Genomic DNA, 24,608 nt, shown 5'->3' on the forward strand with positions numbered 1-24,608 from the left:
GGCGGTCGGTGTCCTCGAGTGTCGGCTCAGTCGCCCCGCACCGGAAGCCGCCGCGGACCCGGCCCCTCCTTCGCCAGCACGTCACCCGGGTTCGCCAGCGGACAACTCTTCAAACTCAGGCACCCGCACCCGATGCACCCGGAGAAGTCGTCCCGCAACTCCGTCAACGCCTCGATCCGGCGGGTCAACTCGTCATGCCACAACAGCGACAGACGCGCCCAATCCTCCGCAGTGGGGACCCGACTGTCCGGAAGCGAATCGAGAGCATTCTTGATGTCCTCCAAGGACACACCGACGCCCTGGGCGATCCGGACGAACGCCACCCGACGCAACGTGTCGCGCCGATAGCGACGCTGATTGCCGGACGTACGACGACTGTCGATCAACCCACGCGACTCGTAATAGTGCAGCGTCGACACCGCAACCCCGGAACGCTCCGACAACTGCCCCGGTGTCAGCCACACTCCAGCAGTCATCAGGGCCTTTCCTGCATAGGGGCAACGCACGTGCTGATCCGGTGTGCTGCACAGTACCGAAAGAAACATCGTGCTCGCAGCAGGGCCCGGCCGGCTTTCTCGCGCACAGTCTCGCTCAGGCCATCATGCAGCCCGCTGCTGTCCTCATCGGCTCGTTGTTTCTCCTGCTGCCGGAGATCCACATATTGCACCATGAACAGCGACGGCAAATTCCCGCGCTTCGATAACAAAGGTGAGCAAGTGAAGTCGACCCGATCGGCAGGACTGAGAACCGCTGTATTTCTGGTGGCCGCGGCCGTCGCTGCCGGTTGCTCGGACTCGGCGGGTGACGTTGCCGACGCCGCGCGCGACACCCAACCGGACACGATGCGTGTCTCCTACGGCGAGGACGCCGACAATTACGGGATCTTGCACCTGCCCGATGGTGACGGACCGCATCCGGTGGTGGTCATGGTGCACGGTGGCGGGTGGCTCGAGGACCACGATCTGTCGTATTTCGAACCGCTTTCCCGCTCGCTTGCCGACGACGGCGTCGCAGTCTGGAACATCGAGTATCGCCGTGTCGACGGCACGGGGGGATGGCCGATCACGCTCGCCGATGCCGACGACGCCACCGAGGCGCTTGCGACCTCAGTGCAGGACGCGGCCGGTGGGAGCCTCGATCTGGATCGGGTACACCTTGCGGGGCATTCGGCCGGAGGGCATCTCGCTGCCTGGATCGCGGGACGCCATACTCTTCCTGCGGATGCTCCGGGTGCGCAACCACTGATTCGTCCGCAGAGTGCGACGATCATGGCCGGCGTGTTCGATCTGTCGCTCGCTGCCACCGCAGGACACGACGGATTCGTGCGCGGGTTGCTCGACGGTATGCCCGAGGATCATCCCGACCGTTATGCCATCGCCTCGCCCATCGAGCATCTTCCTGTCGGCCTGGCAGTCACCGCGGTGCACGGGACGGCCGATCAGACAGTGGATCCGGTGCAGTCACGCTCGTATGTCGCGGCGTCGCAGGCCTCCGGTGATCCGGCCGAACTGCACCTGCTCGAGGGATTCGGCCACGGTGACTTCGGGAACGTCGATTCGCCGGCATGGGGTGCCGCGAAACAGATCATTCTGGACCATGTAGGTACTTGAGGACGTCGACGGTCAGCAGGTAACGATCCTCACCGACGTCACGCCGCTACTCCTCGTCGGTGAGGCAGTCCTGCCGATCTCCACGTTATCGAGGTGCACACACCGATTCGGCGTCTGTCAGTGCAGTTCCGGCAGAGGGCGCGTCGCGACTTCCTCCGCTTCCGCGGGGTCCATCCCCACCATGCACAGCATCGCCCGCGCGTAGATCTCGTCGATGTTGTCGGGGGCCTGCGCCGACACCACGTGGTGGAGCGTCGACAGCAGAGAACCGAACACGCACGCGGTCGCAATGTCGATATCGGTGATGGTGAACCGCCCGGCGTCGACGCCGTAGCGCAGGTCACGAGAGGCTCGGGGGCCGAGGATGTCGATGAGGGTCGGGTGGGCGATGCCGAGTCGGACGACGAACCACCCCCACAGCCGATCGCTCATCGCGTGCCGCACCAGATGCCGGAGCGACGCCGCGAATCTCTCCGCCGTATCGGGCATGCTCTCCGTCATCGAATCCATCCGGGCGCCGAGGGATTCGACGGATTCTTCGGCGACGGCTTCGACGATCTCATCGCGGGACGCGAAGTAGTTGTAGAACGTGCCGACGCCGAGGTCGGCGGCTTCGGTGATGTCGGACAGTCCTACCGCGTCCACACCGCGTTCGGCGACCAGCGTGCGCGCGGCCTCGATGAGACGCGCGCGGGTCTTCTCGCGCCGGCGCTGGTGACGCGACGCGGCAGGCGTTGCGGCTTCGTTCGACGTGGGGGACACGTCCGTACCGTACGCCATCCGAACCATCATCTGAGCATGCAATCAAAAGTGAGGGATTGCTCAATATTGAGAACTATGTCAGTGTTGTGGCAGTCGGTATGACGCACATCACCCGAAAGGCCACTCGCCATGACGAACATCCACACCTTCCCCTCGGATGGCATCCGACAGTTCGACACCGATGTCGCCGTCGTCGGATGCGGACCGGTCGGCACCCTGCTGGCAGTTCTGCTGGGTCGGCAGGGACATCGCGTCACCATCGTCGACAAGTGGCCCACCCCCTACGAACAGCCCCGGGCCGTGACGTTCGATCACGAAATCGCCCGCATCCTCGCCGTTCTCGGCATCGATTCGGATGACGATCCGGCGATCGAGTTCCACGACGACCTGTACTACTGGCGCAACGCGGCGGGGGACACTCTGCTCGAGGTGGACTGGAAATCCGTCGCGTCCTCGGGGTGGCGCACGCGCTACTGGTTCTCCCAGCCACAGCTCGAAAAGCGTCTGCGCGAGGTCGCGGCCGAACTGCCCACGGTGACCATCCGTCGAGGCTGGACTGCTGTCGGGCTCGACGAGGACGACAACGGCATCACGGTCCGCGGCACGGTAACGGATGCGGCCGACAGCTCCACCCAGGATCACATCCGCGCCCAGTACGTCGTGGGCGCCGACGGCGCCAACAGCTTCGTCCGCGACGCGCTCGGCCTGGACTTCACCGACCACGGATACTTCTTCGACTGGCTGATCCTCGACATGATCCCGAAGGGCGACCTGCCCGACCTGGGCCCCACCCACTGGCAACTGTGCGACCCGGCACGACCCACGACCATCGTCCCCGGCGGCCCGGGCCGACGACGCTGGGAATACATGGTGCTGCCCGGGGAGGACCCGACCGAACTCGCGTCGCATGAATCCGCCTGGCGACTGCTCGAACCGTGGGGTGTGCACCCGGACAACGCGGAACTCGAACGCTCCGCGGTCTACCGGTTCCAGGCCCGCTGGGCCGAGACATGGCGACGCGGACGGGGACTCATCGCAGGCGACGCTGCACACCTGATGCCACCCTTCGCAGGTGAAGGCATGTGCGCGGGCCTGCGCGACTCCGTCGCCCTGGCGTGGCGCCTCGACCTGGTCCTGTCCGGTAGGGCGGGCGACGCCGTCCTCGACTCGTACGGCACCGAACGCAAGGGACACGTGCGCCACTACATCGACTTCTCGATGCGCCTCGGGCAGGTCATCTGCATCGCCGACGTCAAAGCGGCGGCCGAGCGGGACAGCCGCATGATTGCCGAGGCCGCCTCGTCCGACGGCACCCCGGTCGACACCGACATCGCATCCCTCGGTCCGGGCATCTGGCATTCCGGCACCGCACATGCCGGGGAACTGTCGGTGCAAGGAAACGTGGAGGCGAACGGCCGAACCGGTCGATTCGACGATGTGGTCGGGCGCGGATGGATCATCCTGGGGCGTGGAGATTCACCGGCCGACCTGCTGACGGACGAGCAATCGCAGCTGTGGTCCGATCTCGACGGTCGCTGCGTGCGCATCGGAGCGCCGGGGGTGGGGTGCGACGTGACGGACGTCGACGGTACGTACCGCGCATGGCTCGACGAGATCGGAGCAGAGTTCGTGATCTTGCGTCCCGACTTCTACGTCGCCGCCACCGCGTCGGACGCTGCCGGACTGCAGACTTCGCTCGACGCGATTCTGGCCGGCCTCCACCTGACCGTCGACGTGTCCGCGCCGGCCGCGTGAAAGGAGCATCGACCATGGCTATGGATTTCCATCACGTCACCCTCGGTCAACGCGTGCTGTTCGGGGCAGGCCGAGCGGCCGAGAACGTCGCAGCAGAAGTGTCCCGTCTCGGCGCGACCCGCGTGATGGTCGTGGCCTCACCTGCCGAAGAGGCTGCGGCGCAGCAGGTGTGCGGCGCCATCGACGTCGCCGTATTCCACGACGGCGTCGCCCCGCACGTACCGATCGAAGGCGCCGAAGCTGCGCGCGCCGTCGCCGCAGAATACGCGATCGACCTCATTGTGAGCGTCGGAGGCGGCTCCACCACCGGACTCGCCAAGGCCGTCGCACTCACCTCCGGTATCCCGATCGTCGCAGTGCCCACCACCTACGCCGGATCCGAAGCGACAGACGTGTGGGGACTGACCGAAGCGTCGCGCAAGACCACCGGCGTCGACACCGCAGTGCTGCCCGTCAGCGTCGTCTACGACGCGCACCTGACCTTGTCGCTGCCGATGGAATTGTCGGTGGCATCGGGTCTCAACGCGATCGCACACTGCGTCGACTCCATGTGGGCGCCGCGCGCCGACCCGATCAACCGGGCGCTCGGCGCCGAGGGCATCCGAGCGCTCACCGACGGCCTGCCGGCGATTCAGGCCGACCCTTCGAATCTCGACGGGCGCGAACAGACCCTCTACGGCGCCTACCTCTCGGCGGTAGCGTTCGCCTCTGCCGGTTCGGGTCTGCACCACAAGATCTGTCACGTCCTCGGCGGTGCCTACGACCTGCCGCACGCCCAAACCCACGCCACGGTGCTGCCCTACGTGTTGGCGTTCAATGCGCCCGCGGCGCCCGACGCCGAACGCCGGATGGCCGCGGCCTTCGGCAGCGATACCGCCGTCGCCGGTCTGAACGCGCTGCGCGCGGCGTTGAATGCACCGCGTGCGCTGAAGGATTACGGCTTCGACGAAGCCGCTATCGACGAAGCGGTCGAGCTGATCCTGCCGGTCGTGCCCTCGTCGAATCCTCGTCCCGTCACCGCCGACAACCTGCGCGACCTGCTTCGCAGCGCGTGCTCCGGCAACAACTTCCCGTCAGAGAAAGGACACCGGTCATGACCAGCGAACCCGATATTCGTGTCAACCCCGCCCAGCAGTTACTCGAAGGAGAACTGATCGACCGGGTGCTGGCGTCCTTCGAGAACACCCCCGATCCGCGGCTGAAGCAGATCATGCAATCACTGACCACGCACCTGCACGCCTTCATCCGCGACGTGCGTCTGACCGAAGCGGAGTGGAACACCGCGATCGAGTTCCTCACCGCTGTCGGGCACATCACCGACGACACGCGTCAGGAATTCGTCCTGCTCTCCGACGCGCTCGGCGCGTCGATGCAGACCATCGCAGTGAACAACCAGGCGTACAAGGGCGCGACCGACGCGACCGTCTTCGGTCCGTTCTTCGTCGAGGATGCACCCGAGATCCCGCTCGGCGGCGACATGGCCGGCGGCGCGTCCGGCCAGGCGTGTTGGATCGAGGGCACCGTCACCGACACCGACGGACGCCCTGTGCCCAATGCCCGCATCGAGGTGTGGGAGTGCGACGAGGACGGCTTCTACGACGTGCAGTACCCCGATGGTCGAATCGCGGGTCGCGCACATCTGTTCACCGACGACCGAGGCGCCTATCGCTTCTGGGCACTGACGCCGGTCCCGTATCCGATTCCGCACGACGGCCCGGTCGGGAAGATGCTCGACGCCACCGGCCGCTCACCGGTGCGCGCCGCGCACCTGCATTTCATGGTCAGCGCCGACACGTTGCGCACCCTGGTGACCCACATCTTCGTCGAGGGTGACCCGCAGCTCGAGATCGGTGACAGCGTCTTCGGTGTGAAGGACTCTCTCGTCAAGGAGTTCGCCCAGCAGGTACCGGGAACCCCGACCCCGGACGGACGCGATGTCGGGGACGGTTCCTGGGCGAGGGCCCGGTTCGATATTGTGCTCGCCCCCGACGGCGTCTGAGCCGACCGGCCCATCCCGCCGCCCGTGCCTCAGGGGTGTTCGCCGACCATCTGCAGGCGAGTCTCTTCGAGGTCGAGGCGCCGCTGCGCCGCGCTCAGCGTCTGGGAACTGTAGGTGCCTCGGCTGCGGGCTTCGAGCAGGGCCGCCCGTTCCGCGGCGATGGTGACCAACCGCAGGCGGACGTACTCTTCACTGCGCGTGTCGTGCGCGGGGTCCGGGGATGTACCGATCGCCTCGCGTTTTCCGATCAGACTGTCCGACCGCACCCGTTCGAGGACATCGGGTTCGGTGCCGCCGTCGTCGGCCTCGAGCGCCTTCTCACCCGAATCGGCCAATTCGGACAGGAGGGCGCCGTATTCGGCCCGGAGCCGCTCCGGGTTGTCGCCGGGGATCTTCACCCACCGGATCACCATCGGCAGGGTCAGCCCTTGGAGGAGCAAGGTGGTCACGGCGACGACGAACGCGATCAGAATCAGTTCGGCGCGATACGGGGTGTCGCTCGGCAGGGATTGGGCTGCGGCGAGGGTGATGGCCCCGCGCATGCCCGACCACCGATGATCGCGATCAAGGTCAAGTCCATCCGACTATTTTCCTACGCCCGGCCTGGGACGTCGTCACGACCCTGCGTCGGAAAGGCACGTAGGGGAGTGGTGGTAGCAATCCGGACGGCACGCGGGGTGGAGGAACGGCCGTTCTTCCCCTACGTCGGGCCGCGCGGGGAACGAGAGCCGAGGCGGGGCACGGAAGTATGACGGGGCCGACGTCGGTGAGGCCGGCGTCGTGTTGTGCGGCATCGTGCGGCATGCACGGTCTGGTGACACCGTGAGGCGGAGAGGTTTCCAGTTCTGGTGTCGCACACTCCATTTCATGGATAATGGTGATTATCCATCAAGATCAACTCGGGCGGGGTAGAGCACCGCGCGGGTGGGGGTGGGCCTACCGGTCCGCCACACCGGCTCGCGTCGGTCAGTGTGCTGATCGTTGACGTGTCACCGTGCGACGAATGCCACGATGCGCGACGCATCGTATGCGTCGGCCGACCGGTTCGGCTACACGCTGATGTTGCTCTGCCAGAGCCTGTCGGCTTCGACGCCGAGGCGGGCCGGTGGGCCGGTGGGCCGAAACCCGGACGGGGGGCGACAGCGGAAGGCTGTTCCCGCCGAACGATCGGTGCCGCAGCACAGTGCGCTGCGCACAGTGCGCTGCCCGCGCCGTACGTCACCAACCTTTCATGCTCCGAACCCGCCCCGAACCCCGGTCGGGTAGGCCCGGATTTCCTCTACTTGACATAATGTAGATTATCGGCAAGTTTGGGATGCGGATTCACCTGGGGTTTTACAGGTATCCGGCAACTGCGCCCGCGCATCGACTGTCGACTCACGCTTCGCGCGGTTCGCCGGTTCCACCGACATCGCCGCCGATGACGTCGTTGCATCGGCCAGTCGCTCATCCTGCGATTCGCCGACATTTCACCGGTCCCGGATTCATGGCGGGTCGGTCGTCGGCAGCCGGCCGACTTGCCGTCCCGTCGATGGCCAGCGCCCGTCTCTGATTGATCAACCTTGATCGATATCCCGTCCCCTCACGCACCGGCCGAATTCCGCGAAAGCGTCACTGTGACGTTTTCACCAGCGCGTACTCGGTTGACCCGATTCTGGTTACCTTGGCCGTCACGACCAACCCGGTCCGCCTGGGGGACTTTGCCTCCGACGGCGACCTGATGGTCGGCGCCGCACATCCTCCGGCGAGTGCATCGGTCTTCGTGCGCACAGCATCTCTGCGCTCGCAGCGACGGCGAGCGCGCGGCCTGACTGCCGTCACGATCTCCGTCGTCGCCATTTCTCGGTTGAGCACGCTCGGTGCCGCTCCCCTGGTGACCTGCCATGCAAGACAGAAACGTCACAGTGACGTAATGGGATCAGATCCGTGCCTCCAGAATCAAGTTGAACGGCGTTTCTGTCGCGCGACGGAAGTTACCGAATCCGGCTGCGGCCGCGACCGCAGCGAGTCGCGCCTCTCCGGCCTGCGCGCCGAGACCGAGCGCGACAGGTTGAGCGAGCGACGACGGCGTGCACAGCACCGTCGAGGCCGCGTAGTACATCCGCCCCACCGGATTGAGATTCTCGGCGAGATCGTCGTGCGCATACGGTTCGACGAGCATCACGGTGCCGTCGTCGGTGATCGTGTCGCGTGCGTGCGTCAGCGCACCGACCGGATCGCCCATGTCATGCAGGCAATCGAAATAGCACACCAGGGCGTAGTCGTGGCCCGGATAGTCCGCTGCCGACGCGACAGCGAAGTCCACGTTGTCGATGCCCTGCTCGGCTGCCAGTTCTCGCGCTCGGGTGATTGATCCGTCGTGATAGTCGAAGCCGTGCACCGTCGAGTTCGGGAAGGCCTGCGCGATGAGCGTCGTGGATACACCGTGACCACATCCGATGTCGGCCACCTCGGCGCCTGCTGTGAGTTTGTCGACGACGCCATCGAGTGCGGGGAGCCACGCGTCGACCAGATTGGCTCGGTAGCCCGGCCGGAAGAATTGTTCGGTCCCGGTGAACAACTCGGTGTCGTGTTCGTGCCAGCCGAATCCTTCGCCCTGACGAATTCGTTCGGTAATTTTCTCCCTGTCCTTGAAGACCGCACTGATCAGGTGGTAGCCACCTGCCAGATAGACCGGGCTGTCGATGCGGGCGAATGCCATCGCCTGCTCCGGTGCAAGCGTGAAGGTGTCGGTGCTCGCATCGTGCATGAGATACCCACTTGCGGCTTGCGCCGACAACCATTCCCGCGCGTAGCGTTCACGCACGCCGGTGCGTTCTGCCAGCGCATCGGAAGTTGTCGGACCGTTGCCGTCGAGTGCTTCCCAGAACCCCAGGTCGAGTCCGATCATGACCAGTGCACTGTTCAGTGCGGCGCCCATGTCGGTGACCAGTTGCCCAAGGGCCTGTTCGAGCTTGCCTTGATCGATTCCCTCCATGTCGGGTGTGGTCATCGCACACCTCCTCGAGATAGTGATGTGTATCACATTCCAGGCGTTCGGAGGCTCGGTTCCATCGCCGCTGTCAAGCATCGCTACCGCGCCCCCCGGCGATCGCCGACTGCGTCGGGCTCCGGCAATGGGTGACCATCGACCCTGACCGATCGGTCGCGGATCGGGTTACGCTGAGGCAACTTTCGTCCGAGGAGGCAATCTTGAGCCATGAAGTGAAGATGATCGTGCTGTCCACCGACGATCTCGACGAGTCGATCAAGTTCTACAGCGACACCCTGGGCATGGGTCTCAAATTCCGCGACGGCACACATTTTGCAGCCCTCGACGGCGGTGGTGTCACCCTGGCGCTCGCGACCTCGGTGGACCACCCGATCCACGGCCAGGTTGTCGTCGGCATCAAGACCGACGACGTGGACGGCGCCGCAATGGCCATCGAAGAGGCCGGCGGCGGCATCGTGAAGGGCCCGTACGACGATGCGCACGAACGTCGCGCGGTGGTGTACGACAACAAGGGCAACGGCTTGGTGTTCTACAGCCCCCTTCCTCGCTGACCGATCTCCTCGACGCCCGGCCGATCCATCGTGATGGACCGACCGGGCGCTTTCCGTTGCGCCCCGCTACAATCGGTAGCAGACTGCAACACGAGGAGGTCGCGATGGCTCCGTCCACCGACAAGGTCACCCGTTTCGACGCCGAACTCGTCGACAGCGCCATCGCCGAGGGCGGCCGGCAGAACCGCACCGGCCGTCAGCAACTCGAATACTGGGCGCGGATCGGGCGGGCCATGACCGCACACGAGAGCGCATCGCTGCGCCGTGTGCACGACGCATTGTCCGGGTCGCGCCCGGTCTCCGATCTCACCGATGCCGAGGGGCGTCTGTTCAACGCGGAGACCGACGCTCGGCTCGCCGATCATCTGGCGGATATCGACTATGTCGGCGTGCTTGCCGGGCGCGGTGTCACGACGGTCGTACTCGATGACGAGGGCCGTCTGGTCGAGCGGCATCCGGATGGAACGACGCGCGTGCTCGACGACGCATGAGGCGTCTGGATCTGGTGGTCGGCCCGAACGGTGCCGGCAAGTCGACGTTCGTGGAGTTGTCGCTCGCTCCCCTGCTGCCGCTCAGCGTGTTCGTCAATGCGGATGTGATCGCGCGGCAACGGTGGCCGGATCGGGCCGAGGAGATGTCGTATGAGGCGGCGCAGGTCGCGGCGACGGTGCGGGACCGGTTCATCGCCGAGGGGCGCTCGTTCATCGCGGAGACGGTGTTCTCGCACGAGTCGAAGCTCGAACTGATCGATCGGGCGCAGCGCGCCGGATTCGTGGTGGTGTTGCACGTGATGGTGGTGCCCGAGGCCATGTCGGTCGCGCGTGTGGCGCACCGGGTGTCGGCGGGTGGGCATTCGGTGCCGGACGACAAGATCCGGGCGCGGTATCGACGATTGTGGCCGTTGGTGGTCGAGGCGATCCGTCGTGCGGATCAGGCGACGGTGTACGACACAGCTTCGGGGACTCCGGGGCCGGTGGCGCGGTTCGCTGCGGGTGCGCCGGTCGGGGCGGTGCGGTGGCCGGTGTGGGCACCGGCGGCGCTCGCCGAACTGGGATGACACGGGCCGGTGACGCCAGCGCCACCGGCCCGATCCATGGTCTACTCCCCTGGTTCACCAATACTGAACGGCAGCACCAGCCGCGACGGATGCGCGGCGTCGCGGTAGATCTTGTGGGTCACCGGACGGCCGACCGGGACGTGGAAGGCGTCCGGCGGCAGCAGCGCGTTGTGGTCGTCGAACAGCGGTTCGTCGCAGGACAATTCGGCGACGATCTTGTGTCCGGGCAGGATCGTGGCGGCGAACGGGTAGACCCGCAGCACGTATTCCTCGATGACACCGGGTTCGACCGGCACCTTGCGGGTCAGCGGGTGGACGGGGCTGCCCGATCTCGAACGTTCGAGATCGAGTTCACGCATCGACGCTTTCAGGTAGGCGGTGGTCAGGAGCTGGCGAGTACCGCCGGGACGCTCGTCCCACAGTCGCATGATCCAGTTGGTGTCGTCCTGGTCGATCGCGGCGAACAGGTGGAACGCCCCGGTACCCATGAGCTCGGTCGGCTCCTCGAACACCGAAGTCGACCAGCGGAGGATTTCGACCTTGTCGGTCACCGTCAGCGGCGCCTGGAAGAAACCGTCGGGGGCGGCGTGTTCGACGCCCATGGCTTCGGGCTCGAAGGACAGCTTGCCTCGCGGCCGCAGGAACAGCTCTCGATGTTCCACCGGCTTCGGCGGGAAGGAGTCGCCTTCGGCGTACTCGCGGGTGCCTTCGACGAAGACGGAGACGGCGGGTTCGGTGTCGATGCCGTTGTCGATGCCTTTGAGCCACCTGTCGTACCAGCGGAACATCTTGTCGTGTTCCTCGATGAAGGGGCGCGACTGCATGGGCGGGTAGGGTCCGATGGTGAGCTTCTTGTTCGCCGCGGGTATGCGGTCGAAGCATTCGATGGTGCCGTCCATCGTCCATCCGCGGCCCTGGTCGATCTGCAGCCAGACGGGGATGTCGATGTTCTCGGCGAGGTTGACCGGGTTGCGTTCCTCGTACCAGTCGCCGTCGACGTCGTTCATGACGATGTCGAACCAGGCCTCGTGGTTCGTCGGGTAGTGCAGGGTGTGGACGAGGTTCGGCCAGGCCTGGACGTCCGGGTCCTGCAGTCGTTCCGCGACGAGCCTCTCGATCTCCTCGGCCGAGTGGGTTTCGAGCATGCGGGATTTGACGCGGTCGGTGAACGCCCAACCGGAGTCGCCGCCGCGGCCTTCGCGGGCGGCGCGGGGCATGAGCCACATGATGCCGCCGTGGTAGGTGGTCTCGTAGAAGTCGTAGTGGCCGCCGGAGACGAAGATGGCCTTGAGTGACGGCGGGCGTTCCGCGGCGGCGAGGACCTGCATCGACCCGAAGTAGGAGATGCCGATCATGCCGACGTTGCCGTCGCACCAGGGCTGTGCCGAGACCCATTCGATGAAGTCGTAGGCGTCCTGTCCGAGGGGTACTCCCCCGGCGTTGTAGTTGCCGATGTGCTCGCCTTCGGATCCTCCGGAGCCGCGCAGGTCGCCGATGACGTGGACGTAGTCGTTCGCGACGACGCGCGCGATGTCGCCGGCCTCGATGCAGCCGTCCCACATCGGCGACGGGCGACGCTGCGGGGGCATAGTGAGCGCGAGTGCCTGCAGTTCCTTGCCGTAGGGGCTCAACGCGACGAGAGCCGGGCGCGGCTTGACCGTGTCGGGTTCATCGACGGCGCGGTAGGCATCGGCGACCAGGGCGATGCCGTCGCGCATCGGGATCCGCAGGTTCTTGGTGACGGCGATCTGTTGTTCGCCGGCCTGGATGGTCTGCCAGGTGCTCTCTGTCATCGCTGCTCCTCGGGCTGGTACTGGCTGTCTCGGTACTCGAGGGAGTAGCCGTGCATCGAGGTGAAGAACGGCGACGGTTCGAGGGTCGGATCGTTCGTGTAGCCGACCGCGTCGGCGACCGGTGTGAACGGCGAATAGGGGGAATCGGTGTCGTGAAGACCGGCACACAGGCAGTGGTGGGCGGCCGTGCCCACGCGGCCTTCGATGTCGAGGCTTTCGCGGAGGGCTTCGGCGGCCTGGTCGGCGTCGAGTCGGACACCGTACGGGGTGCCGTCGGTCCGTTGGTAGGGATGGCCCAGGTAGAGGTGGCGTGGCCGGATCTCGTCGCGGAGGTACGCGAGGCTGCGCCGGTAGGCTGCCGGGTCCGTGAATCCGGGGAACCCGTTCGCGGCGCCGTGGACCTGCACGGCGTCACCGACGAAGGCGTCGTTCTGCCCGTCGAGGACGTAGGCGACCGAGCCGGGTGTGTGTCCGGGGATCGCATGGACGGAGACGGTCACCTCACGTCCGTCGACCGAGCCGAGGCGGAGCTGCTCGCCGCCGTGGACCACCATGGTGGGCTCCATCTCGCCGGAGATCACCGCGTTGCCCGCGGCGGCGACCTTCGCGACGCCTTCGGGGTCGTGCAGATATCTGCCGCGGCCGGCGAGGTATTCGTCGATGTGGGTCTGGCGTGAGCGCAGAAACGGTGCGTCGGCGGCACCGATGACGACCTGGGCTCGGCGGCCGGTCATCTCCCACAGGGCGTGTGCGCCACCCATGTGGTCGATGTGGCCGTGTGTGAGCAGGATCCACTTCACGTCTTCGATGCGTCGGCCGAGCTTCTCGAGTGCCGGTTTCATTCCGTCGGCTGGGGAGGACGCGATGCCGGTGTCGACGATCGCCATCTCGGGGGCGTCGATGAGGAAGGTGTAGAGGTGGAACCGGCCCCAGGGCGACTGCAACGGGTGGACGGGTACGGCCGGACCGTTCATTTCCCGCCTCCCTGTACGAACGCTGCGGTCTCCTCGAAGGCTGTGTGGTAGTCCGGGATCCAACCGAAGTGCTGGACGAAGCCGTGGCCTGCGCCTGCGTAGCGGGTGACGGTGGCGTCGACGCCCGCCTCGCGGAGGCGTAGGCCGTACAGTTCGCCCTCGTCGCGCAGCGGGTCGTGTTCGGCGGTCAGGATCAGTGCCGGTGGCAGGCCGGTGAGGTCCCCTCGCTTGATCGGTGAGACGCGGGGGTCGGCCGGGTCGGCACCGCTGTCGAAGTAGAAGGCGTTGAACGGTGCGAGCCCGGCGGTTTCCATGCCGTATCCGACGGCGTTCTCCTTCAGTGACGGGTAGCGGTCCTCGTCGAAGTCCAGGTCGAGCGAGGGGTAGTAGAGGACCTGGTGGGTGATGTGGTCGAAGCCGTCGTCGTGTGCCTGCGCCGCGACGGCAGCGACGAAGGTGCCGCCGGAGCTGTCGCCGGCGATCGCGAGCGTCTTCTCGTCCCAGGCGAGTTCGTCGCCGTGCTCGGCGACCCATCGGACCGCCGCGTAACAGTCGTCGAGTCCGGCCGGGAAGGCATTCTCCGGGGCGAGCCGGTAGTCGACGGCGATGACCTTCAGGCCGGTCTCGTGGGCCAGGGACCGCGCCACGTGGTCGTGGGTGTCGAGGCTGCCGAGGAAGAAGGCGCCGCCGTGGAAGTAGACGAGCACGCCGTAGGTGTCGGCTTCGGTCGGCGTGTAGATCCGTACAGGAACGCTTCCTGACGGGGTGTGGGCGACAGAATCCTCGACCGCGTGCAGCGGGAGGCGTTCGGCGAGGGTGGCCACCTGGGCTTCGTCGCCGGCGCGCATCGCGACCGGGTCGAGGGGCCCCTCCGGGTGGGGCAGGTTCGCGACGATCTCGGCGATCTTCGGGTGCAGTGCCATGGCTCAGGCCTCGATCGTCGATGCGATCTCGCCGGGCTTCTGGCCCGGGAAGACGGTGTTGACCTCGTCTTCGGACCAGCCCAGCCGGGAGAGCCGCTGCAGTTCGTCGGTGATGGGCTTGCGCTTGGCCTGGTAGGCGGCGAGCGCAGCGGGGACGGTGGCGGCGGCGGCGAGGGCATCGGCGAGCGCGCCGGAGTCCAGGATCGCCGAGTTGGCGCCCTGCCCCTGGTGGTGACACATCGCGTGAGCGGCATCGCCGACGAGGACGACGGCGTCGGAGTGCCAGCGCTCGATGGGGTCGATGTCGTAGACGGCGCGGATGTTGACCTGGTCCCAGTCGAGGTCGCGGGCGATCGCGACGAGTCGCTCGTCGAAGCCGTCGAGCGTGGCGAGCAGGTCGTCACGGGTCATCCGCGGCGCCGGGGTGGGGTCGGCGTCGAGTGCGGTGACGTCGTAGGAGACCTGGCCGCGATGCTGCAGCGGAAGCACGTACACCTTGGTGCCGTGACCGAGGTACATGCGCAGCTTGCTGTCCAGCGGTATTCCGTGTGTCTTGTCGTTGTCGACGATGACGCGGTATGCGTGTTCACCGGCGAACACGGGGTCTGCGGTGCTGAACAGTTCGGTGCGCACGCGGGAGCGGATGCCGTCGGCGCCGATGACGAGGTCGGCGGTGACCGTCTCGCCGTTGGTGAAGGTGAGGGTGGCGTGGGTGCCGTTGTCGACGACGGTTTCGAGGCGGTGGCCGAGCTTGACCACACCGTGGGGCAGGACTCCGGTGAGGACGTCGATGAAGTCGGCGCGGTGCACGAACCGGGTGGTGGTGCTGTATTCGTCGGTTTCGGGCCACGTCTCGTCGGCGATGAGGTTGCCGGTGGCGGTGAGAATCTCGAAGGACTCGCTGGGTGAGGTCACCTTCTCGACGTCGCCGAGGATGCCGAGCTTGCGGAACTGGGCGAGCGACGAGGGCCGCAGGCCGATGCCGGCACCGACCTCGCCGACGGCGGAGGCCTGCTCGTAGACGGTGACATTCGCGCCGAGGTTGATCAGGGCCCTGGCGGTGGCGGCACCTGCGTAGCCCGCTCCGACGACGGCGATGTTGAGGTTCTGGACGTCCATGGGGTGCTCTTTCTCAGCTCGTGGTCGCGAAGGTCTTGACGGAGAGGAAGTCCGCGGGGAGTTCGACGAAGATCCGGTGGATCGTGGCCTCGTCGACATCGGCCTCGCGCAGGGCGGGGATGAGGGTGTCGAAGAGGTAGTTGACGGTGTGGCCCTTCACCCCCGGCCAGCCCAGTGGGCTGCAGTTGGCGTCGGCCGAGGCGAGTACCTGGTCGACCAGGCCGTCGCGCAGGTAGCCGAGGAAGTGGTCGAGGCGTTCTCGGCGTGGACGGCCCCAGAACGGGGGGTCGGGCAGTTCGAGGTCGTAGCCGAAGGTGTCGAAGCCGATGCGTCCGCCCTGCTCGGCGATCCAGCGGTCGCGGACCTTACCCTGGCTGACGCCGTCGTCGGCGTGGCCGAACAGGACCCGGTCGAGCGGGAGCCCCTCTTCTCGGAAGATGTCGATGGCCGGTTCGACGTCGACGGCGAGGTGCGTGAAGATCGGTACGCCGGTGGCCAGCGCGGCGCGGGCGGCGGCCCGGTAGATGCGCAGGTCGAGGTCTTTCATCCTGAAGCCGCGGCTCACGCCGACCTTGATGATGCCGGCCTTGCCGCCGGTGTTGCCGATGCCGACGGTGATCTCGTGGATGAACTGGTCGGTGAGGTAGTCGACGCCGGCTCGTTCGAAGAACGGCAGGGCGGTGTCGCCGCCGACGAATCCGGTGGAGGCGACGATGTGGACGCCGGTCTTCTCCGAGAGCGATTGGTAGTAGTTCACGTCGCGGCCGTTGCAGATGCCGGTGGCGTCGACGTAGGTGGCTGCGCCGTACGACAGCGAGTTCTCGTGGAACGTCCGCAGCTTGGGAACGGTCTCCTCGTAGCGTTGCTCCGGGGTCTTCCACCACTGCGTGTCGAGTTCGGAGCCGGGCATGCCGTAGCCGATGTGTTCGTGGACGGCGACGAAGCCGAGTTCGGCGGCCGCGACGGCGCCGAGGACGGTGTTGACGTGGGACATGGGGTTCACCTCAGTGTTCGAGAGAGTCGGGTCCGCGGGGTGCTCAGCGCACCGCGAGCAGCGCCGCCGGGTTGGTGACGACGATCTGCCGGACGGTGTCGTCGTCGACCCCCGCGGCCGTCAGCGCCGGCACGAAGCTGCTCAGAACATGAGCGAAGGCGACATCGGTGGCGGGGTGTCCGAAGGCGGCGCCGGTGGCGCTGCTCGAGAGTAGGACCTTGTCGGCGTGGCCGGTTGTCGCGAGCTCGGCGACGAGCGCGACACGCTCGGCGTCGGTCAGGTATTCGGCGTCGCCGAGGTTGCCCTCGTGGTGGCCTTCGGTGCCGATGTGGTCGATCGCGATGTATGCGCCGCGCTCGGCGAGTTTCTGCGCGAGTCCGTCGGTGCCGGTGCGGTCGACGCCGCCGACCACGATGCGGTCGGCGGCCAGGCCTTCGGCCAGGACGACCTCGAGTTCGCCGAGCGCATCGGAGCCGAAGAGGAACGAGACCGCGACACCGGTCTGCTGCGCGGCGCGGGCGGCGCCGCGCAGGAGTTCGGTGTCGGTGGCGGTCGCGCCGTCGCGGGTCACTGCGGTCGCGATGAGACCGGCGGCGCCGCGGCGTTCGTGGCGTGGCACGACCATGCCTTCGCTGACCTCGGCTGCGAAGAGTGCGGCCCACTTCTCCGCCGGCCACGGGGTCGGTGGGTTGGTCTGCGGGGTGAGGAAGTAACCACCGAGCATGGACTCGGGGCCCTGGCCCGTGGACGCGACGATGTGGACGCCGGTAGTGCGGGAGAGCGCTTCGAGCAGGCGGAGGTCGCGGCCGTGGAATTGGCCGGTTGCGTCGACGAGGGTGCCGCCGCCCGCCGCCTTGAATGCGTTCAGTTTCACTTCGAGCGTGTCGAAGATCTCGGCTCGGTCGAGGGTGATGTCGAACGCGTACTGGGCGCCGGGCAGGACCGACAGGATCGCTTCGTGGATCGAGGTGGCGCCGAGCTGATCGGCGGGTACGGGACCGAGGACCGTGTGGACGGTGGCGGTGGGGGTGTCGATGGGGGTGGGGGCGCCACTCATCGGCATTTCCTTTCGATCGACGGCATGCCGGTTCGGCGTGGTAGCAGTCACAGTAACCATTAGGATTACATGACGTCAAGTGAGTTTTCGTAGTGAACTTTCACTTTACGTTTGGATATGTAACTGGCATCGGCGCTTGTTCTCGGTGGGTGCGCGCCATTCCGGGCCGCTAAGATCAGGGCCCATGTCCCTCCGTGCCGCCCAGAAGCAGATGACCTACGAACTGTTCCTCACGACGGCGCTCGATCTGTTCGGGTCGAAGGGCTACGCGGCGACCACGATCGACGACATCGCCACCGCTGCCGGATCGACACGCACTACCTTCTACCTGCACTTTTCATCCAAGTCTGAAGTGATCAGTGCGCTCTTGACGAAGGCCGACGCGATCTTGACCGCGCCCGACGACCCCCCCTTGACCGAGGTCGTCGCCTCCGGTTCACGCCCGGATATCCGGACCTATCTCGATCGCAAGTTCACCCAGTGGGACGAGATCAAGCCCTATCTCACGGCGTCGTATCAGGCCGCCCACGAACCGGATGTCGCTGCGAGAACCGAACAGTGGTTCGAGGATGCGGTCGGTGAGATGACCGAAGGATTGAACCGAACGAACCGTTTCGCGGAGGATCGTCGCCGGATCCGCTGTGTGCTGGCATTCGGCCAGCTCGAACATCTGTCCCGCCGCTACTTCTCCGTCGGCTGGAACACCCCCCGCGAGATCTGCCTCGACGAACTGACCGACTCCTGGTGTCATCTGCTCGCCTCGGGCGCCTGACGGTCAGCCGCCCGACCCGAATGCGGACGCCTCGACGAGGATCGTGCGCAACCAGTCGATGAACTCCATGTCCGCCAGATGCGGGTTCCACACCATGTCCACGCCCAACGGCGACACCGGCAGGGGAAACTCCTCGACCCGCAGGGCGATCCGCTCCCCCATCGCGGCGGCGACCCGGAAGGTGTGCACCGCGACGCCCCCGGCGGTCGCCACCAGGTGCGGCACGAGAAGGAAGTCGGAGATCAACCGTCCGATGCGGTACTGCACACCCTGCGCGTCCAACGTGGCGTACGGGGGCACCCGATGTTGCGAGTCGTACGCGACATGCGGCAGCGAAGTGAGCAGATCCAGCGCGGAGGCGTCGGGATCGGTGTCGGGGTGGGCGATGACCACCCACCGGTTCTCGTGGAGCCGCTCTCGGGGGTAGGGCGAGGTGAAGGCCTCGGACAGCAGGACGACGTCCACGCCGTCGTCGGTGAAGTCGCCGGCCTGCGGCTCGACGAAGTTGCGGATCCGCAGTGTCGCATGCGGGGCGCGCTCGGCGATCAGCCGCGCCAACGCGGGGCCGAGCACGAACGCGGTGCTGCTGGTCATCGCCACCGTGATGGTGCGGCCGTCACGTGCGGGATCGAAGCCGGGGAAATTCACCACTCTCGCGGTGTGCCGCAGTACCTCCCGCAGCGGAGCGATCAGTTCCAGCGCGCGGGGGGTGAGCGCGAGGCCGCTCCCCTGCCGGGTCACCAGATCGTCTCCGATCAGGCGCCGCATCCGGCTCAGTGCGTGACTCATCGCGGGTTGGGTCATACCCACCCGGGCGGCCGCGCGGGTGACCGACCCTTCCTCGAGCAACGCCAGCAGCGGAACCAGCAGATTGAGGTTGACCGCGGCAAGGCGCGCGAGGTCGGGGTCGGCGCGGTGATCCGTAGGTGGAGTCATCCACGCGGACTCTACGCGGCGGTATTCCCGGGGGCGGCCACCTGTCCGGTCGCCGCGGCACGCCGAAGTTTCGGAATGGAGATGCGGTGATCGACGGCGACCGCGACCCCGTGCCCGTCGGGGTGGCGCCAGTGCATCAGTGCCGATCCGTGCGGATCGTCACCGACCAGGAAGTCGGGGGCACCGGTGACCGGCAGGTGCCCGACCGCCTTGAGGTGGAGCCCGAACTGCTCGGTCCAGAAGTACGGTGCAGCGTCGAATTCGGGTGCGGAGTCGCCGGTGAGCAATGCGACCGCAGCGACCTTGGCCTGGTCGACAGCGCTGCTCCACAGAGGGATCCGGCGGATACTCCCGCGGGTCGGGAGGGCTGCGACGTCCCCGGCCGCGACGATCCCCGGCGCGACCCGGCCCCGCGAGTCCGCGACCAGGCGGCCGTCGGTGAGCAGGCCCGAGCCGGTGAGCCACTCGAGGTTGGGCACATCGCCGATCGCCGCGACGACGAGGTCGGCGTCGATGCGGGTCCCGTCGCCGCAGGTGACACCGGTGGCGTCGATCCCGGTCGCAGTGCCGTGGACGATCGTGGTACCCGTGGCGAGGGTCGCGGTGGTGAACACCCTCGACAGGTACGGGCCGAGTTGGGGGCGCATCGGGGCGGTGTCGGCGACGAGGGTGACGGTGCATCCGGCCTGCATCGCGGCCGAGGCGACCTCCATGCCCAGCGGGCCGGCACCGACGACGACCACCGACGGGCGAGAGGCGAGTCGCTCGCGCAGCAGCAGCGCGTCGTCGAGCGTGCGCAAGGTCAGCGCGCCGCCGTCCGGCCGGCGGGCGCGGGCACCGCTGGCGATGACGAACCCGTCGTAGGGCAGTTCGGTGCCGTCGCCGAGACGGACCCGGCGGGCGGCGACGTCGAGGCCGACGGCGCGCACTCCGAGCAGTTCGGTGGCCCCGTGTGTGGGGGCCGCGAGTGCGTGCGAGCCACCGTCGACGAGCAGCGCCTTCGACAGCGCGGGCCGCGAGTATGCGCCGTGTCTCTCGTCGCCGACGATGGTCAGTTCTCCGTCGAACCCGGTGGTGCGCAAGCGGTCGCAGACGGTCTGTCCGGCGATGCCGTTACCGACCACCACGATGCGGTGCATGTCGCGCCGCATCGACGCGCCTCTGCTCATGACGACAGTGCCAGGGCTGCGACAGGGCACACGCGTACGGCGGCGCCGGCGGCGGCCGCGCGGGGATCGTCGGCGGGGAGTTCGGCGATGTCGAGGACGAGTTCACCGTCGTCGTCGAGGTGCATCAACTGAGGTGCGGCCTCTTCGCACAGTCCGTGGCCTTCACAGCGGGGACGGTCGAGTGTGATCTTCATGCCGGGAGGACCTCCAGGATCTCGAGTCGGTCGATCGAACGGGTGGTGTTGCTGGGTGTGCGGATCGGGTCGTCGGCGACCAGGTGGGACGCGTGGGTGGCCAGGGCGGCGATGACGGCGTGGCCTTCGAGGCGGGCCAGTCCCTGCCCCGCGCATCCGTGCGGGCCGTACCCGAAGGACAGGTGATCGACCGGGTTGCGTTCGATGCGGAAGGTGTCCGGGTCGTCGAAGTGGCGCGGATCGCGGTTGCCGGCACCCAACAGGATCGCTGCCTGTGCCCCGGCGGGGATCACGGTGCCGTCGATGTCCACGTCGCGGGTGACGGCGCGACCCCAGGCGTGGAGCGGAACCCAGTAGCGCAGGACCTCATTGAACGCGGCAGGCACCAGCGTGGGGTCGGCGCGGACGAGGTCGAACTGGTCGGGGTGCGCCGCGAACAGCGCGACGATGTTGCCGATCGACGCGATCGTGGTGTCCACTCCTGCGCCGAGGTACTGGTGGATGATGTGGCCGGCGGCGCCCGGCGGGACGGCGCCGCGTGCCTCGGCGTCGAAGAGTGCGCGGCCGACCGATCCGGGGGTCAGATCGTCGGCCGTGACCTGGGAGCACCATGCGTAGAGTTCCCCTGCGATGGGAAAGTTCTCGACGGTGCGCTGGTTCATCGGGCCGAGGACCTCCATGGCGGCCTGGCCCCAGCGGAGCATGTTCTCGCGGACGGTGCCGGTGAATCCGATCAGGTCGGCGACGATCTCGAGGGGGAAGGCGCGGGCGAGCGCGTCGACGGCCTCGAAGGATCCTTTCTCCACCAGGTCGGCGACGAGTACGTCGGCCTTGGCCACGATGGAGCCTTTCAGTCCACGCAGGGCGCGGGGGGACAGGTTCTCGGTGAGGGTGGCGCGGAGCTCGGTGTGCACGGGCGGGTCCGAGGCGAGGGAGGTGCCCTGCAGTGCGTCGTTCGCCATGGGGTTGAAGCCGACGGTGCGGGAGGAGAAGGTGTCGGTGTCGGCGAGGGCGGCGCGGATGACGTCGTAGCGGGTCAGGGCGTAGACGTTGTTGGTGGGCAGGTATACGACCGGGCCGAGGTCGCGTAGTGCCGCGAACGTCGGGTAGGGGTCGGGCAGGATGTCGTCGGCGAAGAGGTCGAGGTCCGACATCACGGGAGGGCTGCTGGGCATGCCGTCCATTGAAGGGAGTCCCACGTCATAAATCCAACGCATATTCGGTATGCATGAGTATGCGTTGGATTCATGACCTGGGTCATGTCACACCCACTGCACGAGTTGCCACACGATGCCGTTGGGGTCGGAGAACTGGCAGTAGCGCTCCCCCCACGGCTCGGTTTCCGGCGCGGTGATCACCGTGGCGCCCGCGGCGGCGATGCGGGCGTATTCGGCGTCGAGGTCGTCGACGACGAAGGCGATCAACATGCCTTGACCGGCGGGGCCTGCGATGGAGGCGGGTTTGAAGGTGCTCAACCCGGTGCGCAGGAAGACGATGTTCAGTCCTGCGCCGGGGTGCGCGAGGGAGATGAAGCCGTCGTCGGACATGGCTTCGGTGAACCCGAAGTGCGCCTTCGCGAAATCGGCGGAGGCGGTGGTGTCGGCGACGTTGAGGGACAGGGCGGTACCGGTGATGTGGATGGTGACCTCCGGGGAGTAGATAAACCTTATGCAGTGTATACATTATTCAGTGTATAGATTTATTGCGGAGGATGCACCCCGACTTCCAGGAGAGACCCGATGGCCCGCGACCTGATCGACCTGTTGTGGCGTGATCACCCCGATGCGCCGCGTGGCGGCACCCGTGGACCACAAGCGAAAGTCACTACTAAACAGGCAGTTTCGGCCGCCATCACCCTCGCCGACACCGAAGGTCTCGCCGCCGTGACGGTGCGCCGGCTCGCCGCGGACCTCGGCGTCTCCGGGATGGCCCTCTACACCCACGTCGGCTCCCGCGATGACCTACTGGTGCTCATGGTCGACGCCGCGCGCGCCGGCACCCCCCGGACCCCGTATACGAGCGACCATTGGCGCACACGGGTACGGCAGGTCGCCGAAGCCGACCTTGCCCTCTACACCGCGCACTGGTGGCTGCTCGACATCAGTGATCAACGCGTGTCGCTGGGGCCGGGGACGATCGCGGCCTACGACCACGACCTGCACGCCTTCGACCACACCGGGCTCACCGATCTCGACCGCGACGCCGCCTTGACCTTCGTCTCCGATTTCACCCGCGCATCGGCGCGTGCACATCGGCCCGTCCCGCACGCCGCCGACATGGCCGAGGTGTGGTCCTCCTGGCACCGGCGCCTCGCCGCGTATGTCGGCGACGAGTTCCCCCTCGCCCGGCGGGTGGGAGCCGCCGCCGGGGAGGCCATGAACACCTCCTACAGCCCTCAGGCCGCGTGGGCGTTCGGGCTCCACCGTGCTCTCGATGCGTTGGAGTCGCTCATCGACCACCCCTAGGCCGACGACAGTCGGTGCCTGACACCGAACGCGGATCCACCGGCGGAGAGCCGGTTGTGCATGGTGGATTCGACGGACGTGATGATGACAACAGGCGAAGGACGTTCGGGTGCCTTCGATTCCCGACCGGTCAGGGCCCCGGCACCCGGCCGAGGAAGGCCACGAGGCGATCGCTTGCGGCGACAGTGCCGGGGACGTCGATCGGCGCAGCGAAGTTGTGCCGCCGCGCGCTGACGTCGAGGGCTGACGAGACCAGTGCGAGCACGTCCTCGGCCAGCGATTCCGGGATCCGGTGCGCGGAGTGGAGGGTCACGCCGATGTCCCAGCCGTGCGTCGTGAACTCGACCGCGCCGGCTACCGCTGCTTCCTGCACCCTCGTCGCGTCGGCCGCGACGGAGAATGCGTGCGTCAGCTTTGCCAACCGCTCCTCCACCAGAGCCACGGGGTCCGGATCGTTGGTGCGTGGCGGCCGCGGCAGGGCGAGAGCCCCTGTATCGAGCAGCCCGCCGAGACCGTCGATGACGTCGGCGAGGTGCAGGACAACCCTTTCCGCGTCCCAGTCGTCACACGGCGTCGGTCGCCGAAGGTCGTCGTACGTCAGCTCCGAGAGGACGCCACGCGCGTAGACGGTGGCTCGGCCGAACAGTTCGGCGTTCATGCGCCCGACCCCTCCGGCATGTTCCAAGGCGCCGTGGGCAGGACATCGCCGGTTTCCAGCAGGGACTTGAGATTGGCGAGCACGGCAGGCCAACCGCGCGAGATCCCGTTCAGCATCTCGGCGTTGGGGAGGTTCGCGTGGGTCACGGTCAGCCGGACGATGTCGTCGTGGGGCTCGATCAGGAACGTGACGACGGACGGTCCGTTCGGCCGATCGTCTTGGGAGTCCTCGAATGTGATCACGAGCCGGGTGGGCGCCTCGGCCTCGAGCACCTTGCCGGTCACGTCGATGACGCCGGAACCGTCCACCCGTCGATGTTCCCAGGGGGAGCCGGGTTGCCAGTCGGACACGTTGGCGTGTCCCCAGTAGCGCGCGGTCAGGTCGGCGTCGGTCAGGGCCTGCCAGACGTCCTCGCTCGTCGCACGGATGTAGGTGACGTAGACGTACGTCGGCACGGAGGTTCCGGGGTCGGTCATTGCATACTCCTCTGCTCGATGTTTGATGGCGCTGATCGTGGCCAGCCGAGGGGCGTCGTACGCAGCGATCCAGCGCTCGCCTATCTCGTGGATCGGCGCGGGGTTGAGGTAGTGCAGGCGCTCTCGCCCATGCCGCACCACGGTGACGAGGTTGGCCTCGGCGAGGAGATCGAGATGCTGCGTAACCGACTGGCGCGCCATGTCGAGGCTTCCGCAGAGCTCAGTGAGGGTCTGCCCGTTCCGGTGCCGGAGACGATCCAGCAGGAGGCGCCTGGTCGGGTCGGCCAACGCCTTGAAAGCCGGACCCAGCGCCTCGTCGCTCATATCCACATCATGCAGGCAAATACCTGCC

At 67.1% G+C, this 24,608-nt stretch carries 26 protein-coding genes; 9 read left to right on the forward strand and 17 right to left on the reverse strand.

Annotated features, from left to right (window positions below; translation table 11 throughout):
• Window positions 1–26: 26 nt before the first annotated feature.
• A complete protein-coding gene (gene soxR, locus EV641_RS19125; RefSeq protein WP_054714733.1) occupies window positions 27–476 on the reverse strand; it encodes a redox-sensitive transcriptional activator SoxR in 450 nt (149 codons plus the stop codon).
• 240 nt (window positions 477–716) lie between these two features.
• Here soxR and EV641_RS19130 point away from each other — a divergent pair, with 240 nt between their 5' ends.
• The gene (locus EV641_RS19130; protein WP_241997351.1) at window positions 717–1,610 is read left to right on the forward strand and encodes an alpha/beta hydrolase; all 894 of its coding nucleotides are present in this window, start codon (window positions 717–719) and stop codon (window positions 1,608–1,610) included.
• Window positions 1,611–1,727: 117 nt separating this feature from the next.
• Here the strand turns inward: EV641_RS19130 and EV641_RS19135 are convergent, their stop codons facing one another.
• Window positions 1,728–2,372, reverse strand: a complete 645-nt coding sequence (locus EV641_RS19135; RefSeq protein ID WP_241997352.1) for a TetR/AcrR family transcriptional regulator — start codon at window positions 2,370–2,372, stop codon at window positions 1,728–1,730.
• Window positions 2,373–2,501: 129 nt separating this feature from the next.
• Here EV641_RS19135 and EV641_RS19140 point away from each other — a divergent pair, with 129 nt between their 5' ends.
• Genes EV641_RS19140 through EV641_RS19150 form a run of 3 tightly spaced genes read left to right on the forward strand, consistent with a single transcriptional unit; the run spans window position 2,502 to window position 6,126 of the window.
• Entirely contained in the window at window positions 2,502–4,127 is a 1,626-nt protein-coding gene (locus EV641_RS19140) for a bifunctional 3-(3-hydroxy-phenyl)propionate/3-hydroxycinnamic acid hydroxylase (protein ID WP_132473802.1), read from the forward strand.
• 14 nt (window positions 4,128–4,141) lie between these two features.
• Complete coding sequence (locus tag EV641_RS19145) at window positions 4,142–5,224, forward strand: maleylacetate reductase (protein WP_132473804.1); 1,083 nt, start codon at window positions 4,142–4,144, stop codon at window positions 5,222–5,224.
• Complete coding sequence (locus EV641_RS19150) at window positions 5,221–6,126, forward strand: dioxygenase (RefSeq protein WP_054717983.1); 906 nt, start codon at window positions 5,221–5,223, stop codon at window positions 6,124–6,126. Before EV641_RS19145 ends, EV641_RS19150 begins: the two co-directional genes overlap by 4 nt.
• Window positions 6,127–6,155: 29 nt before the next feature.
• Here the strand turns inward: EV641_RS19150 and EV641_RS19155 are convergent, their stop codons facing one another.
• Together EV641_RS19155 and EV641_RS19160 are read right to left on the reverse strand one after the other, a co-directional pair.
• Window positions 6,156–6,668 (reverse strand): hypothetical protein, encoded by a 513-nt coding sequence (locus tag EV641_RS19155; RefSeq protein ID WP_054717986.1) that lies wholly within the window; start codon window positions 6,666–6,668, stop codon window positions 6,156–6,158.
• A 1,376-nt stretch (window positions 6,669–8,044) separates the two neighbouring features.
• Complete coding sequence (locus EV641_RS19160; protein WP_199233314.1) at window positions 8,045–9,118, reverse strand: methyltransferase domain-containing protein; 1,074 nt, start codon at window positions 9,116–9,118, stop codon at window positions 8,045–8,047.
• Window positions 9,119–9,315: 197 nt separating this feature from the next.
• Here EV641_RS19160 and EV641_RS19165 point away from each other — a divergent pair, with 197 nt between their 5' ends.
• From EV641_RS19165 to EV641_RS19175, 3 genes are all read left to right on the forward strand, one after another.
• Window positions 9,316–9,669, forward strand: a complete 354-nt coding sequence (locus EV641_RS19165) for a VOC family protein (RefSeq protein ID WP_132473954.1) — start codon at window positions 9,316–9,318, stop codon at window positions 9,667–9,669.
• Window positions 9,670–9,773: 104 nt separating this feature from the next.
• Window positions 9,774–10,160, forward strand: coding sequence for a hypothetical protein (locus tag EV641_RS19170; RefSeq protein WP_132473805.1), 387 nt, complete (start codon window positions 9,774–9,776; stop codon window positions 10,158–10,160).
• Window positions 10,157–10,726 (forward strand): AAA family ATPase, encoded by a 570-nt coding sequence (locus EV641_RS19175; RefSeq protein WP_132473807.1) that lies wholly within the window; start codon window positions 10,157–10,159, stop codon window positions 10,724–10,726. The genes EV641_RS19170 and EV641_RS19175 overlap by 4 nt, the downstream gene beginning before the upstream one ends.
• A 41-nt stretch (window positions 10,727–10,767) precedes the next feature.
• On the opposite strand, the gene EV641_RS19180 is transcribed toward EV641_RS19175, so the two are convergent.
• The 6 genes from EV641_RS19180 to EV641_RS19205 are packed head-to-tail and all read right to left on the reverse strand — an operon-like array spanning window position 10,768 to window position 17,586.
• Window positions 10,768–12,519 carry a CocE/NonD family hydrolase gene (locus EV641_RS19180; protein ID WP_054810783.1) on the reverse strand — a complete coding sequence of 584 codons (1,752 nt, stop codon included), beginning with the start codon at window positions 12,517–12,519 and terminating at the stop codon, window positions 10,768–10,770.
• A complete protein-coding gene (locus EV641_RS19185) occupies window positions 12,516–13,493 on the reverse strand; it encodes an MBL fold metallo-hydrolase (RefSeq protein ID WP_132473809.1) in 978 nt (325 codons plus the stop codon). The genes EV641_RS19180 and EV641_RS19185 overlap by 4 nt, the downstream gene beginning before the upstream one ends.
• Window positions 13,490–14,416 (reverse strand): alpha/beta hydrolase, encoded by a 927-nt coding sequence (locus EV641_RS19190; protein WP_132473811.1) that lies wholly within the window; start codon window positions 14,414–14,416, stop codon window positions 13,490–13,492. Before EV641_RS19190 ends, EV641_RS19185 begins: the two co-directional genes overlap by 4 nt.
• Before the next feature lie 3 nt (window positions 14,417–14,419).
• On the reverse strand, window positions 14,420–15,535 hold the full coding sequence (locus tag EV641_RS19195; protein WP_132473813.1) for an NAD(P)/FAD-dependent oxidoreductase: 1,116 nt from the start codon (window positions 15,533–15,535) through the stop codon (window positions 14,420–14,422).
• A gap of 13 nt (window positions 15,536–15,548) precedes the next feature.
• Complete coding sequence (locus EV641_RS19200) at window positions 15,549–16,529, reverse strand: phosphotriesterase (RefSeq protein ID WP_132473815.1); 981 nt, start codon at window positions 16,527–16,529, stop codon at window positions 15,549–15,551.
• Between the two features lie 43 nt (window positions 16,530–16,572).
• Window positions 16,573–17,586 (reverse strand): phosphotriesterase, encoded by a 1,014-nt coding sequence (locus tag EV641_RS19205; protein ID WP_132473817.1) that lies wholly within the window; start codon window positions 17,584–17,586, stop codon window positions 16,573–16,575.
• A 184-nt stretch (window positions 17,587–17,770) separates the two neighbouring features.
• Between EV641_RS19205 and EV641_RS19210 the strand changes: the two genes are divergently transcribed.
• Entirely contained in the window at window positions 17,771–18,358 is a 588-nt protein-coding gene (locus EV641_RS19210) for a TetR/AcrR family transcriptional regulator (protein ID WP_054720729.1), read from the forward strand.
• A gap of 3 nt (window positions 18,359–18,361) precedes the next feature.
• On the opposite strand, the gene EV641_RS19215 is transcribed toward EV641_RS19210, so the two are convergent.
• From EV641_RS19215 to EV641_RS19235, 5 genes are all read right to left on the reverse strand, one after another.
• A complete protein-coding gene (locus EV641_RS19215) occupies window positions 18,362–19,294 on the reverse strand; it encodes a LysR family transcriptional regulator (protein WP_054810940.1) in 933 nt (310 codons plus the stop codon).
• Between the two features lie 11 nt (window positions 19,295–19,305).
• The gene (locus EV641_RS19220) at window positions 19,306–20,463 is read right to left on the reverse strand and encodes an FAD-dependent oxidoreductase (RefSeq protein WP_199233315.1); all 1,158 of its coding nucleotides are present in this window, start codon (window positions 20,461–20,463) and stop codon (window positions 19,306–19,308) included.
• Window positions 20,460–20,657: a ferredoxin gene (locus EV641_RS19225; protein ID WP_054807860.1), complete on the reverse strand. Its 198-nt coding sequence runs from the start codon at window positions 20,655–20,657 to the stop codon at window positions 20,460–20,462. Before EV641_RS19225 ends, EV641_RS19220 begins: the two co-directional genes overlap by 4 nt.
• Complete coding sequence (locus tag EV641_RS19230; RefSeq protein WP_132473819.1) at window positions 20,654–21,832, reverse strand: cytochrome P450; 1,179 nt, start codon at window positions 21,830–21,832, stop codon at window positions 20,654–20,656. The genes EV641_RS19225 and EV641_RS19230 overlap by 4 nt, the downstream gene beginning before the upstream one ends.
• Before the next feature lie 87 nt (window positions 21,833–21,919).
• A complete protein-coding gene (locus EV641_RS19235) occupies window positions 21,920–22,297 on the reverse strand; it encodes a VOC family protein (RefSeq protein ID WP_054720588.1) in 378 nt (125 codons plus the stop codon).
• A gap of 99 nt (window positions 22,298–22,396) precedes the next feature.
• Between EV641_RS19235 and EV641_RS19240 the strand changes: the two genes are divergently transcribed.
• Window positions 22,397–23,122, forward strand: coding sequence for a TetR/AcrR family transcriptional regulator (locus EV641_RS19240; protein ID WP_132473821.1), 726 nt, complete (start codon window positions 22,397–22,399; stop codon window positions 23,120–23,122).
• A 130-nt stretch (window positions 23,123–23,252) separates the two neighbouring features.
• Here EV641_RS19240 and EV641_RS19245 read toward each other — a convergent pair whose 3' ends face one another.
• Window positions 23,253–23,780, reverse strand: a complete 528-nt coding sequence (locus tag EV641_RS19245) for a maleylpyruvate isomerase family mycothiol-dependent enzyme (RefSeq protein ID WP_132473822.1) — start codon at window positions 23,778–23,780, stop codon at window positions 23,253–23,255.
• Window positions 23,777–24,580 carry a metalloregulator ArsR/SmtB family transcription factor gene (locus tag EV641_RS19250; protein ID WP_132473824.1) on the reverse strand — a complete coding sequence of 268 codons (804 nt, stop codon included), beginning with the start codon at window positions 24,578–24,580 and terminating at the stop codon, window positions 23,777–23,779. Before EV641_RS19250 ends, EV641_RS19245 begins: the two co-directional genes overlap by 4 nt.
• Window positions 24,581–24,608: the final 28 nt, after the last annotated feature.

The sequence above is a fragment of the Rhodococcus sp. SMB37 genome (assembly GCF_004345605.1).
Classification (GTDB): Bacteria; Actinomycetota; Actinomycetes; order Mycobacteriales; family Mycobacteriaceae; genus Rhodococcus.